At 38.3% G+C, this 14269-nt stretch carries 16 protein-coding genes; 7 read left to right on the top strand and 9 right to left on the bottom strand.

The annotated features are described in order from the left end of the window. Positions 1-4 precede the first annotated feature (4 nt). Positions 5-697: a hypothetical protein gene (locus DESOR_RS18415; protein WP_014186089.1), complete on the bottom strand. Its 693-nt coding sequence runs from the start codon at positions 695-697 to the stop codon at positions 5-7. A 458-nt stretch (positions 698-1155) separates the two neighbouring features. Between DESOR_RS18415 and DESOR_RS18410 the strand changes: the two genes are divergently transcribed. The 4 genes from DESOR_RS18410 (at position 1156) to DESOR_RS18400 (ending at position 4549) form a co-directional block, all read left to right on the top strand. Beyond that, a complete protein-coding gene (locus DESOR_RS18410) occupies positions 1156-1566 on the top strand; it encodes a DUF3592 domain-containing protein (protein WP_014186088.1) in 411 nt (136 codons plus the stop codon). Positions 1567-1694: 128 nt separating this feature from the next. Further along, positions 1695-2315 carry a hypothetical protein gene (locus DESOR_RS18405; RefSeq protein WP_014186087.1) on the top strand — a complete coding sequence of 207 codons (621 nt, stop codon included), beginning with the start codon at positions 1695-1697 and terminating at the stop codon, positions 2313-2315. A gap of 68 nt (positions 2316-2383) precedes the next feature. Further along, entirely contained in the window at positions 2384-2536 is a 153-nt protein-coding gene (locus tag DESOR_RS31055; protein ID WP_427854247.1) for a DUF5658 family protein, read from the top strand. 357 nt (positions 2537-2893) lie between these two features. Next, complete coding sequence (locus DESOR_RS18400; RefSeq protein WP_014186085.1) at positions 2894-4549, top strand: L,D-transpeptidase family protein; 1656 nt, start codon at positions 2894-2896, stop codon at positions 4547-4549. A gap of 167 nt (positions 4550-4716) precedes the next feature. Here DESOR_RS18400 and DESOR_RS29005 read toward each other — a convergent pair whose 3' ends face one another. Continuing rightward, positions 4717-4947: a M78 family metallopeptidase domain-containing protein gene (locus DESOR_RS29005; RefSeq protein WP_148265292.1), complete on the bottom strand. Its 231-nt coding sequence runs from the start codon at positions 4945-4947 to the stop codon at positions 4717-4719. 163 nt (positions 4948-5110) lie between these two features. Between DESOR_RS29005 and DESOR_RS18395 the strand changes: the two genes are divergently transcribed. Further along, on the top strand, positions 5111-6157 hold the full coding sequence (locus DESOR_RS18395; protein ID WP_014186084.1) for a two-component system sensor histidine kinase NtrB: 1047 nt from the start codon (positions 5111-5113) through the stop codon (positions 6155-6157). 524 nt (positions 6158-6681) lie between these two features. Here DESOR_RS18395 and DESOR_RS18390 read toward each other — a convergent pair. Then, entirely contained in the window at positions 6682-7323 is a 642-nt protein-coding gene (locus DESOR_RS18390; RefSeq protein WP_014186083.1) for a CatB-related O-acetyltransferase, read from the bottom strand. Between the two features lie 448 nt (positions 7324-7771). On the opposite strand from DESOR_RS18390, the gene DESOR_RS18385 reads away from it, so the two are divergent. After that, on the top strand, positions 7772-8575 hold the full coding sequence (locus tag DESOR_RS18385) for an EFR1 family ferrodoxin (RefSeq protein WP_014186082.1): 804 nt from the start codon (positions 7772-7774) through the stop codon (positions 8573-8575). Between the two features lie 105 nt (positions 8576-8680). Next, complete coding sequence (locus tag DESOR_RS18380; protein WP_042331397.1) at positions 8681-9499, top strand: helix-turn-helix transcriptional regulator; 819 nt, start codon at positions 8681-8683, stop codon at positions 9497-9499. 125 nt (positions 9500-9624) lie between these two features. On the opposite strand, the gene DESOR_RS18375 is transcribed toward DESOR_RS18380, so the two are convergent. The 6 genes from DESOR_RS18375 to DESOR_RS18350 form a co-directional block, all read right to left on the bottom strand. After that, entirely contained in the window at positions 9625-9843 is a 219-nt protein-coding gene (locus DESOR_RS18375) for a hypothetical protein (protein WP_014186081.1), read from the bottom strand. Between the two features lie 2 nt (positions 9844-9845). Continuing rightward, entirely contained in the window at positions 9846-10163 is a 318-nt protein-coding gene (locus DESOR_RS18370; RefSeq protein ID WP_014186080.1) for a YbjQ family protein, read from the bottom strand. 194 nt (positions 10164-10357) lie between these two features. Further along, a complete protein-coding gene (locus DESOR_RS18365) occupies positions 10358-11188 on the bottom strand; it encodes a TIGR02186 family protein (RefSeq protein ID WP_014186079.1) in 831 nt (276 codons plus the stop codon). Next, positions 11188-12108, bottom strand: coding sequence for a sulfite exporter TauE/SafE family protein (locus tag DESOR_RS18360; protein ID WP_014186078.1), 921 nt, complete (start codon positions 12106-12108; stop codon positions 11188-11190). Before DESOR_RS18360 ends, DESOR_RS18365 begins: the two co-directional genes overlap by 1 nt. A 35-nt stretch (positions 12109-12143) precedes the next feature. Next, positions 12144-12623 carry a hypothetical protein gene (locus DESOR_RS18355; protein ID WP_158309051.1) on the bottom strand — a complete coding sequence of 160 codons (480 nt, stop codon included), beginning with the start codon at positions 12621-12623 and terminating at the stop codon, positions 12144-12146. Between the two features lie 277 nt (positions 12624-12900). After that, positions 12901-14262 carry a sigma-54-dependent transcriptional regulator gene (locus tag DESOR_RS18350; protein WP_014186076.1) on the bottom strand — a complete coding sequence of 454 codons (1362 nt, stop codon included), beginning with the start codon at positions 14260-14262 and terminating at the stop codon, positions 12901-12903. Positions 14263-14269 lie beyond the last annotated feature (7 nt).

Genomic DNA, 14269 nt, shown 5'->3' with positions numbered 1-14269 from the left:
TCCTTTATATAGATATCGTGATGGTTGTTTGCTTTGGATTTCCGCCATCTACCCAATACTTGAGTATGTAGCTGCCGCTCTTCATTTTAACACCCTTATCCGGGTAATAATTCCATTTAGCCCACCAGTTACTGTTATCAGATGAAGCTGTATAGCTGAACGATTTAATGAATTTTCCGTCGTTCGTATAGAGTTCAACGTGAAACGTCTTGCCCTTCCCGTTGACAGACGTGAAGTTGAATTGCTGACTGTAGGTGCCGTCCGCGTTTTTGACTTTGTAAGTATCTTTGAAAGCTATAATGATAGTTTTCTTGTGATTCACTACCCAAGAGAAGTTCTTTGAATTTCCATATGCATTCGTGGCTACTACGTTCATTTTGTACTGACCTTCAGGCGTATTGGCATAACTTCTTGAAAATGTATACTGTCTGGTACCGGAGGTGTAGCTCGATGATATGTTATTCCAACGTGTATATACGTTACCATTTGCATCTGTTAAAAAAATTTCAAAAGTTGCGAATCCATTGTCCGGAGTGGTCAAATCGATGACCATGGAGAATTTTCCATCCTTGTTGTAGCTCTTTACAAGTGTCGCATTGCCGTCAGTTCCCGCGGTTGTGGTAACCGGCATCAAAATAACTGTACAAACAAATACCATCAGCAAGGCCACGAACCGTATGTAGAACCGTTTGTTCATAAATTAAACCTCCTTTGTAAGCTGATTTAAATCTAAAATCAGCCATTACGCGTTGTATGTCATGAATGTGATCATTTCATGACATTTTGATAATATATTATAAGAAACATGTATACTATCACCCAACGGGTGATATCTTAGGGAAAAAATTTATGTGTAATTTCTTATAGTGGCCAGAGATTTTGACCAAGTGTGTTTGTGTATCAGCATAATGAATTATGCCCGTTTCATCTTCCCATGATTGAACAACACCGTAAAAGACGAATGAGGAGATAGTGAATCTGTTGATAAATCACCCGCTGGGTGATTTTCATCCATTAAGCAGAGCGATATGATTTATAAAAAAGATAAAGGAGTGAAAGCAACATGAAAAGTGACGGTCTTATTCTTGATTGCATCGATTTTTCATGATTAAAAAGTATTATTGAATTAGACTTCACTGGAAAAAGGGGTATGTGATGAATGATTTATTGATCTTTTCAGCTATCGGACTGATTATAATGGTTCTGGGTTTGCTTTTATTGAAGCGTGAAAAGAGATTATTTAAAGATCCTGTAACGACCCATGCAACGGTAGTAAACTATTATAACTATATAGATCCTTCGGCAAGTCACATCAGGACTATGTACACAATGGCGGTTGAATATTGCCTTCCGGATGGCCAAGTGATTCATGCACGTGAGCAAGAAGGTTCAACCAATAAAAAATATGCTGTTGGCACAGAAATCGATATCGTATACAGCAGAGAAAAACCAGATTTTTTTATTGTAAAAGGTGATAAATCCAGAATGCGTATTTTATATGGGATGATTGTTACAGGCATCTTAATGCTGGCAGTTGGCATCATTACCGTGATTAATGGTGGATAGAGCATTTATGATGTTGTTGTCAATGTGAAAGCGAAATATTTCACAGTAAAGATGATGACAAACGATGACAAACTTTAAATACCTAATGGTGTTCGAAATGAAAATTATAGTTAACCAAGGAGGATGCTATGAAAAGAATATTTAGTGCTTTATTAGTCGTAGTATTGGCATTCACAATGCTGGCAGGATGTTCATCCGGCAAGCAGACGGCAAGTCAAAAAACAGAAGAAGAGCTGAGGGCTGAGATCAAGGAGGAAATGGCAGCCTCTCAAATTGTGCTGTCGGCTCTTATGACCAAGGACGAAATCATAAATAAGCTTGGGGAGGGCTACACCTTTGAAACCGAGCAAGATAACGGTTATTTTACATATTGTTCCTCCCTGAAATACGAGGGCATTACATTTGACTTCTTTTATGATACAGAAAAGCTGCCGGAAGGCAAAACTCCGGACGTCATAACAATAGCTTCGGACAAATATGTCTTTAATTATGACTTCAAAGTTGGAGAACCTGCTCAAAAGGCTTTTGATTATTGTGAAAAGAATTTTAAACATGCTTATGACATGCATATGGGACAGAATATTTTCGACGCATTTTTGTACAAGGAGAAGAAAAGCTCCGGAGAAACGGTGGATACGAATATGACTCTCAGATGGGAATATGATAAGGAAGGCGATTTTTCCAGTAAAAGGGAAGTGCCTGCCGATGCTGGAATAAAAACCGTCCAATTAATTGTCCCATTTGATTAATATTGTCAATAGAAAAATTAACCGTGAGTATTTGCTCATCACAGGATTGTTAAACGGCAAATCCCGTGATGCAGTTGATAATCAATAAAAGCCCTGCAGGATTATTGGTAATTAAGTTGTTATTGCCAATCATTCTGGGCCTGGTGTTTTGGAAGATAAGAAATAGGAAATTTGTTACTTATTACGTAATGCTAGTTGTGGTTGTTTATGAATCGTCATAACAATACATATAAATTGGGTTACCAATTATATAGGTATGGAAGAGCCGCCTGGTTAAATCTGGGCGGTTAATCTTTTATTAAAAAAGAACAAGTGCATCAAGCGGTGAATGGGATATTGGGGATTTGCAGGGATCAAAGCGATTCCTGTACGTATCTCAACATCCACCAGTGAAGGCCAGAGGTGATGATTACTACCGGATACTAAAAGTGAAGTAGCCATGGGATTTCCTGGCTTTAATTTTTTAATCGAAGTTTGTCCCTGTCACAGGGCTAAAAGATTCTGAGGGTTAATTTTATGTGATGTTAATTTAATAGCAAAACGTAGTCTTAAACTGAGAATGTCCATTCATAGAATAAATGAAGGTTAATTCAAAGCTGTCCATAGTATCTAAAGTAAAATACTCTGTTTTAAAAGGGGTGGAGGATACGGACGAAGAATTTCGAAAGGTGATGGAAAAGTCAATAGAAGAGGGAACAAAAGAAGAATGCAAAAAAGTGTTGGAGGAATTAAAGGGGGAACTGAAAGAGAAGACATACGAAGAGACAAAAGATAAAATCGAGGAAGGAATACAGGAAAACCAAAAGGAAGCGAAGGCCAAGGAATCAAAGTTCGAGGTACTGAAAATACATTTTAAACCCTTATTTAAGCATAAAAAGGTCGTAACAACGGTCATTTTCCTAGGTGTTTTGTTTCTTGTCTATTTTGGAATGACGATTTATTTTATGAACCATTTTTATTTAGGCTCAAAGATCAATAATATCGATGTCTCAGGAAAAACTGTTGCCGCAGCGATATCGACATTAAGGTCTCAGCTTCAGGATTATACATTAAACCTGAAAGAGCGAGATGGCAAAAGTGAACGTATAAAAGCCGCTGAAGTCGGTTTAGCGTTTAATTTAGAGGATGAAATCCGATATTTTAAGGAAGGCCAGAATCCGTTTAATTGGGTTGCAGCTATTTTTAACTCGAAGAAATCCCAAAAAACAATCGAACTTTCTTTTGACGATAAATTCCTAAAGGATCGAATCGACCGACTGACTTGTTTTGATTCAAGCCATGTTGTAGAACCTAAAAACCCAAGCTTTCTGTATACGGATAAGGGTTATGTGATCGTAAATGAGGTCCTTGGGAACAAGGTGAATAAGGATGTATTATTTTCCCAAGTAGCTAAGGCTATACATATGGGGCTATCAGAATTAGACTTAGAATCTTCCGGAGCTTATATCAGGCCAAAGTATACCTGTCAATCGGAGGAAGTTGCCAAAAATAAAGAACTTCTTAACAAATATGCTTCAGCAAAGATCACCTACACATTTGGAGAGGGTAGGGCATCTTTGGATGGCTCGATTATTAATCAATGGCTAACATTGGACGAGAACTATGAAGTTCAATTGGATGAGAATAAGGTCAAAGAATATATTAATGAACTATCAAAAACGCACAGTACTGTGGGTAAAACACGAAGTTTTATAACATCATCCGGAACTACGGTTGCTGTAGGCGGTGGCGATTATGGCTGGGCCATTGACACAGCGAGGGAAACAGAAGATTTAATATTAGCAGTTAAACGAGGTCAAACGATTACGAAGGAACCGACCTATAGTCAGAAAGCCTTTGTCCTTCCTAATGAAAATAATGATATTGGAAATACCTATGTAGAAATAGACTTGTCTAAGCAGCATGTATGGTTTTATAAAAATGGTTCGCTGATCGTTGAGGGAAGTGTAGTTTCAGGCAATGTGAGTGCCGGTCATTCTACCCCGAAAGGGGTTTACCGGTTGAAATATAAGCAAAGGAATGCGATCTTAAGGGGAGATGATTACGCCGTGCCTGTTAGCTATTGGATGCCCTTTAATGGAGGGATAGGGTTACACGATGCTAATTGGAGGAGTGCCTTTGGAGGAAATATCTATATGATCAATGGTTCACATGGCTGCATCAATATGCCCTACAACGTAGCTCAGGCAGTATTTAATAACATTGATGTCTATACTCCTGTTGTGTGCTATTAAAACCCTGATGGTAGTTCGAGCCCAACTAAATTAAAACTGCATCTTGACGAAACCATCCTTTCCGCATCTCTTATTTCTTTCCCAAATACGTCGAACTCGGCAGATACGGTATGTTGAGATTATAACCTTACCTATTCAGAATGATTCCTTTTATGATAGCAACCTCTTCATGGGTATTCAAACGCTGAGGCAATTTGTGCTGAGCTGTGCTTCATGCTGACACAGTCTAAAAAGCCATAGTTATCAATAAGCAAATTGGCAGCGAACAAATTGGCTTCTCGTTCACAGATCTCAGCAACATTAACTCGCCGACGGATAATCGAAATAAGGGTAGAGCCATTCGTAAAAAAGGTCGTCCAGCTGGGGGAAGACTTTTTTAGTTTTAAAGGTTCTATCAAGAATGCAATTTAATGCGACAAATTTCTGTTATACTTTGAGTTACAATTAAAGCAAAATGTATAATTGTCAAAGTAGACTTGCTATTTATGTAGAACTAGATAGCAGCATGTTTTTGGTGCTCCCTAATTAGGAATTTTCAACAAGTAGAATCGGAGTGATCTGATGATAAATAATTCAGTTGAAAAAGAAAATGAGCTATTGGATAAAGCATTCCATGCAAGTCCTTGTTTAATGGCTATCAGCACTATTTCGGACGGCTGTTATATCAAAGTGAATAAATGTTTTGAGGAAACAACAGGTTTTTCAGCCGAAGAAGTAGTTGGTCGGACTTCAGTTGAACTTAACATTTTCGATATCCCAACTCGAGTTAGAGTATCAAAATTGCTTATTAATCAAGGAACCCTAAAGAACATAGAAGCTAGTTTTCGAACAAAAGATGGGTGTATACGCGTAGGTCTATTTTCAGCTGAAATAATAGATTTTAATGGTCAAAAGTGTATTTTAAGTGTAGCCAATGATGTAACCGAATTAAGGAATTACGAAAAGGAAGTTTCGAAGCTCGAAAGAATGAACTTGATAGGACAAATTGCGGCCAGTATAGGACATGAGATTAGAAATCCTATGACCACGGTACGTGGATATCTCCAGTTGTTGGGCGTAAAAGCTGATTATAGGGCGGAGAAAGCAACCTTCGACCTTATGATCTCGGAGCTGGACCGTGCTAATGAGATTATCGCGGAGTTTCTCTCGTTGGCACAAATAAAAAAAGTAGAACTAAAATCGAAAAATCTTAACGACATTATTAGTAATTTATACCCACTCATAGAGGCGGACGCCTTCACCCAAAATAAACAGATTTGTTTCATTCCAGAGGTGATTCCTAACGTAGAATTAAATGAAAAAGAAATCTCCCAACTAGTTCTTAATTTAACACGCAATGGATTTGAGGCGATGGAAGAAAGAGGATACCTTACTATTAGAACTTGTTTAGAGGGTAAGAGGGTAGTTCTTCAGATCGAGGATGAGGGGAGTGGCATTCCACCAGAATACCTTAACAAGTTAGGAACGCCTTTCTTTACAACTAAAGATTATGGGACTGGATTAGGTTTGGCAACTTGTTATAAAATTGTAGAGAATCACAATGCCAAGATTCTCATCAATTCAAGTTCTAGCGGGACAAACGTCTGTGTTCTTTTCCCTATAAGATAAATTAGCTTTGTTAGTATAAACGATAACGACCAATTAGAAAAATCATTCACCCCGTCCATTCTAAGATAAGGGGAAGGTCGTAACTCTAGTTTGCTAAAGGAGGTAACTGTGGTAGTTAAGGGATGTGCTTGTGTGGGATGAAATTCTAATTTAATTATAGGTATTAACATGCTCCCTACATTACTGAAGTGCAGGGTTATTTTTTGCCATTATTCACTTTTCGGCATGTTTCGCCGTTAATGTGGAATATAGTTGTCGGCAAGGATTAGTTTTGTTACGTGGATAAGGAGTACACGCTGTATTTGTGGTTAAATTAAGCATACAGATTTTTGTTCAATGCCGGTACTTTTAATTGGAAGCTCCAACGTAGACCAAGAAAAGCACCGGCTTCCACATATATTCGATAGCTAGAGAGCTTAGTTGTCAGGAAGAAGGAACAAGCTAGTATTGAGTTGCAAATACTAGCGATGGGTCACAGAAAATAAGAAGCAGAAATTGTCTGCTTCCTATTTTGTCATTTGATGTTAAGTTATTGAAAGATATAGATTATCAACTTCCCCATTCATGATATAGGGTAAAAATTGCTGTATCTTATCAAAAGACCAATTCCACCATTGTATCTGTTGTAATTTATAAATGGTTTCTTCATCAAAACGCTTTTTAATTTCTTTTGCGGGAATACCACCAACAACTGTATATGGAGGAATATCCTTTGTTACAACTGCTCTTGTTCCTATGATTGCACCGTCACCAATATGAACGCCGGATAATATAACTGCTTCATATCCTATCCAAACATCATTACCAATTACAATGTCCCCCTTATTATCCCATGCAGACATAACATGTTCTTTACCCAAATTCCATTTTTCAAAGAATATTGGAAATGGATAAGTAGAAATTGATTTAAGAGTGTGATTGGCACTAGTAAAAAGAAACTTTGCTCCACAGGCTATGGAACAAAACTTGCCTATAATTAATCTGTCTTTATTGATAGGATATTGATACAGCACATTATTCTTTTCAAATTTCGTGGGGTCAGAAACAAAATCATTATACATAGTGTAATCGCCAACTATGATATTTGAATTTGTAATTACACCTTTTAAATATACTGTTTCAAAGTCATTGGTTCGCGGATATATTTTTTTATCTGGAATAGTCATAAAAATCCTCCTAAGTTTATTTTATTCAACTATTCCAGTTACTACAATGCACTTTTTCACTTTATCACCAACATTCAATTATATCTTTATCTACATCAACAAAGCCAATCGTAAGTGGTTCGTTAGTCCTCTGGGCAATTTTTATCATCCTATCCAAAAAATCAAGGCCAGCACGGCGATTGTATAATTCATCAATTAGTGACATCTGATTAAGCTTTACCTCATTTGACTGTATTTCTCGCTATTACTTTGGATTTCATGTAAAGGCCACCATAGATTAAATTCTGTGCTTTGCATCATCAATCCTGCCTGTTACAAATTATACTAGTATAATTTCGCTCCTATTAAGATTATAAGCATTGTATTATTATAATTCTAGAAAAACTTGAGTAAGGTAAACAAAAAATGCTTACTTAAGAATATCTACTGATTCGGGGGAGGATATCAAATGAATGTTATATCACTAAAACTTGTTTGTTTTTCACCTACAGGGACAACAAAGGCGATTATTCAAGGTGTTGCGCGCGGAATTAATCATAGCACTGTGGAGTTAATCGATATAACTAAACCAGATGCCAGAAAGCAACAATTACAAACATCGGAAAACGAGTTGCTTCTTGTTGCTGTGCCAGTTTATATGGGAAGAGTGCCTGCACTTTTAAGTGAATGGCTCCATGCGATTAAAGCTCGTAATACACCTGCTGTATGTATTGTTGTTTATGGCAATCGTGTATATGATGATGCATTACTTGAGCTTAAAGATATTTTGTTAGAACGTGGATGTAAGCCGATAGCCTGTGCGGCATTCGTTGGAGAACACTCCTTTTCAAGTTCCAAAACGCCAATTGCCGAAGGCCGTCCAGATGTAAGTGACTTAAATCACGCAGAATTATTCGGGCGCAAAATAAATGAAAAACTACTATCTATTTCATCAATCGATTACATTTCTAATATAAGCGTACCGGGCAACTATCCCTATGGAGGAATAACAGATCTATGGAGTGTTGATTTTATAGCAATTAGTACTAAGTGTACGCAATGCGGAATTTGTGCAGAGGGGTGTCCTGTTGGGGCTATCGATTCAGAAAATTGTAATTTGATTGATACGAAAAAATGTATCACGTGTTGTGCCTGCATCAAGAACTGTCCACTAAATGCCAGAACGATTAAAACCGGTCCAGTTAAAGACGCAGCAATGCGACTAAATAAACTGTATAAAGAGCGAAAGGAGCCGGTATTCTTTTTTAGTTAGAAATAAACTTAGCAGAGTCTGAGATTATTGAATTTTTACCAACTAAGTATGCTCAGGGATTTGAAAGCTTTATTATGAGCCTAGTCCGCTTGAATGCATTGAAATATCTCAGTAGAGGATTTTTATACAATAACTGCTAAGCAAATAGCGGAAAAACTAGAGATAAATATACGAACCGTTTATCGTTATACTGATTCACTCTGCGCAAGCGGGGTACCGATTGTATCAGATGCAGGGCAGAACGGTGGATATAGTTTACTGAACAATTTTATCCATGTGCCATTATTGTTCAATATTGAAGAACAAAAAGCATTGCTTCATGCGGCCGTATTTGCAAACGAAGCGGGATACCCTTTCAGTGAGTCTTTAAACAGACCTTGGAAGAGCTGGAGTGGGCTTGTAGCAAACGAAAATTCTGTAGAGATTGAATATCGGACAAGCCATGAAGAACAACCCCGGCCAAGAGTGATTGATCCTTATGGAATGCTCTATTGGAACAATAAATGGTATACGGTTGGATTTTGCCATCTTCGAAACGAAATCAGAATTTTTCGGGCTGAACGAATTTTTCGGATACAGCGGACGCAAATAATGTTTAAAAGGCCGGAAGCTTTTTCTGCCAGGAAATTTTTTTCACAAAGTCTTTTACCGGATTTTGAAAGTAAGGATGGGGTGGTTTCGTTAATTATTAGTGGTCGGTCAGAAGCTTTGGATGATTTGTGCATTCATTGGTTTTTGGGTCATTACCTGAAAGAGCGTACGTTAAATCAAGCGATTTTTTTACTGGACGAAAGATCACTTCATGCATATGTACCTTATTTCCTTCTATCTTACGGAAAGGCTATTAAAGTGATTGAACCGCAGAGTTTAAAGAAGAAGCTTGTTTCTATTGCATCGGAATTAAAGGAATATTATCAATTATGATAGATTCACTGACAGTAGTTGTCAGTGAATCTGTTATGTACAATTAAGGGAAGTCAAAAACATGGTATTTGACCATGCTCTATCATGAAAACAAGCGTATGTAACGCATACTTACCCGAAGGGACCTATTCTTCAACATGAATCCGTTTTCCATTTTCTTTGTTATAGTAAACTCTTAACGTCTTATTTGTGGTAGGATCGATAAAAACCTCATCAGTTTTTAGAAAACCTTCAGGAACTTTCTTGTAATTGCCTTTGCGTTTGTCATAGAATTTCCAGGAGATGATACCAATAAAAATAAGCAATAGAATTAGGAATCCATAAAAAAATAAAACATATTTCATATTCAATCCTCAATAACGACAGCGGTTCCATAGGCCACAATTTCGGACATATTGTTCATAATCGCAGAGCTGTCGAAGCGCATCATAACAACAGCGTTAGCGCCCATGAGGCTGGCGTTTTTAACCATGCGGTCAATAGCTTGCCTTCGGGCGTCTTCAATCATCTCTGTATATTCCATAATCTCTCCGCCTACCAGCCCTCTGAGCCCGGCCATAATATCTTTGCCGATCCCGCGAGATCGAACAACCAGCCCAAAGACTTGACCTTTAACTTCTGCTACTTTTTTACCCGGTAAATTTTCTGTTGTAACAACAATCATGAAAATCATCCTTTCCAACTTCCTAACCTTATTATGTCTGGAAAAGGATAAAAATTGCAAGAAATTTCAAGGAGTTATTTAGATGGAAGAGGCAAGGCAAGTCTAAGTGGCAAAAAAAATACGTTGGTTGAGAGACGATTCTCTCACCAACGCATGATGATTGGAGTTTTATTTACTTATAGTTAATCCCAGGCTTACATACCATTGAGATGATGTTTCTTCCTTGTTCCCAGAGTACTAACGAAATGAAAGATTTGCCCAAGCCCCAGACCACAAATCAAGGCAACAATAGCAGCAATTGCTCCATACATGGGACCATTAAGAGCAGCGGTGGTGCAAAACCAATCAATTAAGCCTACGGTATTCACTTTAACCTCTTGCTTTGTGCTTCCTAACAAAATTCCATTACGGACAGCATAGGCCTGAATCGTTATATCGCTTTTGGGCATTGTTGCCGGAAGGGTTATTGCGACGGAATAGTTTCCCTGGTCAATGTTTAACTGACCATTATTAATGCTGTAGGCGCTGCTTTTCCGATAAATATCAACCAAGCCATTGATGAATTCTGTGGCTGTAGCGCCGGAGACGACAGTTTCTTGTCCGTCCTTTCTGGAAACGACTGAAGCGTCGTCTTTGACAGCATTGAAATCAGAATCGATGCCTATTTGCTTACTCAGTGCCGGAGTTAAATTGGCTAAAGGAGCAGAAGACCATACTTGATAAAAGCGGGGCATATTTTTCACGTCATAATGCTCTGAATTAAGCCAAAAAGGTCCGACCTTGGATTTCTTATCCAGGGAAACAACGGTTTCCGGAGAGGAACTAAGCTTTAGGTAAATATCGTCGTTTTCAGGTGCATCACCGGTAATTTTCAACTCGGCGCCATTAAAGGTCATTCCGATATTGATTTCACTGATATTGGTCTTTAAGGTTAATTCAGAGGCCCAGGCTTGATTCGTGACCATGAATATGAATATTATCACAAACGTTGCAATAAGGCTTGACCGCATTTTTAGTTTTATCATCAGTGCCCTCCCGAAAGAGTGATTAGTGAAGCTGGAGCAGCAAAGAGCATAAACAGCATTTTTACCATGACGGCCAGTACAATAAGGGCAAAGACTACCCTTAATTGCTCGCCTTTAAATAATCTTCCCACTCTGGCCCCCACCTGCGCTCCCAGAGATGAACCAACCAGCAGCACCATGGCTAACAACAAATCTACAGAATGATTGACTGTTCCCTGAGCAACCGTAATATTAATGGTATCAAAAACTTCCAAAAACAGATTGGTGCCAATGGCAATAAACATTGGCAAGCCGAGCATATAATACATAACTGGTACCATAATAAACCCGCCGCCGATACCCAGCAAGGCGCATATAATGCCGATTAAAATTCCTACTATGAACAAAGTTACAATTGAACATTCTATGTTAGAAACCTTAAAGCTCATTTTCAAAGGTAAATTCTGCATTAACCAAGACAAGGCGGGTTTTCTATTGGCTTCAGCTCCTTGGTTTGTCTTGTTTTTACGCAAGGAGTTAACACTTTCAAAAAACATAAAGGAACCAACAATGCCTAGCATAACAACATATAAAATTTTTACAACAAAATCAAAATTCCCCATACTTCTCAGTAAGCTGACCAGTGTGGTGCCATAGGTGCCGCCCAGCAGCCCGCCAACGAGAATGAAAAATCCCAGTTTAAAATCCACATTCCCATTTCTGCTGTGAGCTAAGGTTCCCGAGGCTGTGGCTGCAACGATCTGATTAGTATCACTGGCTGTAGCAACAGCCGGTGATACCCCCGCCATCATTAAAAGGGGAGTAAGGAGAAATCCTCCGCCTACACCAAACAGTCCTGATATTAATCCTACCATACCGCCCAAACCTAAAAACATAAATATCGATACGGGCATTCCGGCTATAGGAAAAAATATATGCATATTAAACCTCCTATGTCGCAATGAAACTTCAATGATTAGTTTCTTAGTAAAATGTCTTTATCAAAAACAACGTTTCTATTTTTTCGGGTTAGTAAGCTATAGGTAACCGTACCTGATATGAGTAATGCTATGATCAAAGCTGATATTCCATAGGGAAAGTATTCAACTTCTGAGTCGCTTGGGGTATAAATATTACCGGCTGAGTCTTTCCAGGCATAGATGGTCATCGTATCTTTATCCTGTTCCACAATCTGATGGCGGTCAGGATTATAGTAATGAGTAAAAACATCGGTTTTTAAAAAATTGATGCCTAAGCTAAATAACAATATAGCTATTAGGAATATAAAACCACATAACTTAACGTTAACTTTGGATTGAGATTTTTTTTCTTGGATGCTTGGGGTATGCATTATAATCCTCCTTTCAAAAATCGGGAATAACTTTTTTCCTCTCCTAAGATTTTTTCTTTGCCTTTTCTTTGTACTAGTACTAGTGCTAATTAGTGCAATTTCCATGCCAAATAAAAAAACAGGACTTTCCCGCTGAAGTCCTGTTTATATCAGGGTTTACAAGCTTAATCGTTTTTTAGTTAATTTCATAACCAGGCAAAAAACTCCCGTTCGATTAATAGCAGCTATAGAAAATACCTATATAAACTGCTGTATTCAACAAAATCGCCGGCAGTGAAGGAAACCCCCACGTGTGAGCAGAAATCTTCCCAAGTCACTGTCAGCTGCACATTTAAATTTATATATAAAATCTTCACCATTGAATTTTGTTATACCAAAGTTCTTATTCTTCAAAACCAAACTGTTTGATTTTTTCATAAAGCGTACGGCGGCTAATATCCAACTGATTAGCAGTGATGGTACGGTTCCAGTTATTTTCCTCTAATGCTTTGAGAATAATCTGTTGTTCCACATCTTCAAGTATCCCTTTTAAAGACTTGTGGCCAGTGTAAGCACCAAAATCGATCCCTTTTTCTCCGTTTAGGATATTAAAAGGTAAATCTTCAACGGTAATTACTTGACCAGTGGACATGAGCACCATCCGTTCGCATACATTCTGCAGTTCTCGCACATTACCCGGCCAACGATATTTCTGCAGCTTTTGGATTGCTTCTTGGGTTACTCCTTGTACTTTTTTATTCCACTTATTATTGCTTTTTTCAATAATGGAAGCAATTAATTCCGGGATATCCTCTGTTCTCTCCCGCAGCGGGGGGACGAAAATGGACACGACATTTAAGCGGTAAAAAAGATCTTCACGAAAACGACCTTCTTCGACCTCTTTGCGCAGATCTTGGTTCGTTGCGGCTACGATACGCACATCAACTTTTTTTGTTTCATTGCTTCCGACCCGTTCGTATTCTTTTTCCTGTAATACGCGTAATATTTTAGCTTGGATAGACGGCTTCATTTCTCCGATTTCGTCCAAAAAAATCGTACCCTTATTAGCAATTTCGAATTTACCCAGTTTACGGGTTTCAGCGCCGGTGAAAGCTCCTTTTTCATAACCGAACAATTCTGTCTCCAGCAGGTTTTCCGGAATAGCGGCACAATTAATTTTGATATAGGGATAATTCAGCCTGTTGCTGTTGTCATGTATAGCACGGGCAACCAGTTCCTTGCCTGTACCGCTTTCACCCTGAATAAGCACAGTCACGTTAGTGTCTACCACCCGGCCAATAATTTTATAAATCTCCTGCATTTTTAAGGATTGTCCGATTAAAGACTTCTCGGGTTCATTTTGGGCAGGAGAAGTCTTTACTGTCGCTATATCGGAATGTTCCCGGTTAGTGGCTTTTTCTATAATTGCTAATAAATCATTTAATTTGAAGGGTTTTACAATATAGTTATAGGCACCTAATTTCATAGCTTGAATGGTTACGTCCGTACTGCTATAGGCGGTCATTAATATTACCGGAATGTCATCCCCGGTTTGCTTGATGAATTTCAGTACTTCCATGCCGCTTAACTCGGGCATGCGGTTATCCAATAAAACCACATCCGGATGCAGATGCTTAATTTTGCTAAGGGTATCGATACCATTTGATGATTTTTCCACAAGGTAACCATTGTCTGTTAAAGTATCTTCCAACATTTCCAAAACTATCTGTTCATCGTCGACGACCAGCACTAATTTTTTGTTCATTAGAATA

This window comes from Desulfosporosinus orientis DSM 765 (assembly GCF_000235605.1).
GTDB classification, from domain to species: Bacteria; Bacillota; Desulfitobacteriia; order Desulfitobacteriales; family Desulfitobacteriaceae; genus Desulfosporosinus; species Desulfosporosinus orientis.
The sequence above is the reverse complement of the archived record's forward strand: the minus strand, read 5'-3'. Positions and strand labels throughout refer to the sequence as shown.

Bases quoted from the DNA above. Each gene is read 5' to 3' on its own strand.
- DESOR_RS31055 (WP_427854247.1), top strand. From the start codon at position 2,384: ATGCAGTTGATAATCAATAAAAGCCCTGCAGGATTATTGGTAATTAAG.
- DESOR_RS18385 (WP_014186082.1), top strand. From the start codon at position 7,772: ATGAATGTTATATCACTAAAACTTGTTTGTTTTTCACCTACAGGGACA.
- DESOR_RS18400 (WP_014186085.1), top strand. From the start codon at position 2,894: ATGAAGGTTAATTCAAAGCTGTCCATAGTATCTAAAGTAAAATACTCT.
- DESOR_RS18410 (WP_014186088.1), top strand. From the start codon at position 1,156: ATGAATGATTTATTGATCTTTTCAGCTATCGGACTGATTATAATGGTT.
- DESOR_RS18375 (WP_014186081.1), bottom strand. From the start codon at position 9,843: ATGAAATATGTTTTATTTTTTTATGGATTCCTAATTCTATTGCTTATT.
- DESOR_RS18415 (WP_014186089.1), bottom strand. From the start codon at position 697: ATGAACAAACGGTTCTACATACGGTTCGTGGCCTTGCTGATGGTATTT.
- DESOR_RS18390 (WP_014186083.1), bottom strand. From the start codon at position 7,323: ATGACTATTCCAGATAAAAAAATATATCCGCGAACCAATGACTTTGAA.
- DESOR_RS18405 (WP_014186087.1), top strand. From the start codon at position 1,695: ATGAAAAGAATATTTAGTGCTTTATTAGTCGTAGTATTGGCATTCACA.
- DESOR_RS18395 (WP_014186084.1), top strand. From the start codon at position 5,111: ATGATAAATAATTCAGTTGAAAAAGAAAATGAGCTATTGGATAAAGCA.
- DESOR_RS18365 (WP_014186079.1), bottom strand. From the start codon at position 11,188: ATGATAAAACTAAAAATGCGGTCAAGCCTTATTGCAACGTTTGTGATA.
- DESOR_RS18350 (WP_014186076.1), bottom strand. From the start codon at position 14,262: ATGAACAAAAAATTAGTGCTGGTCGTCGACGATGAACAGATAGTTTTG.
- DESOR_RS18370 (WP_014186080.1), bottom strand. From the start codon at position 10,163: ATGATTGTTGTTACAACAGAAAATTTACCGGGTAAAAAAGTAGCAGAA.
- DESOR_RS18355 (WP_158309051.1), bottom strand. From the start codon at position 12,623: ATGGAAATTGCACTAATTAGCACTAGTACTAGTACAAAGAAAAGGCAA.
- DESOR_RS18360 (WP_014186078.1), bottom strand. From the start codon at position 12,108: ATGCATATATTTTTTCCTATAGCCGGAATGCCCGTATCGATATTTATG.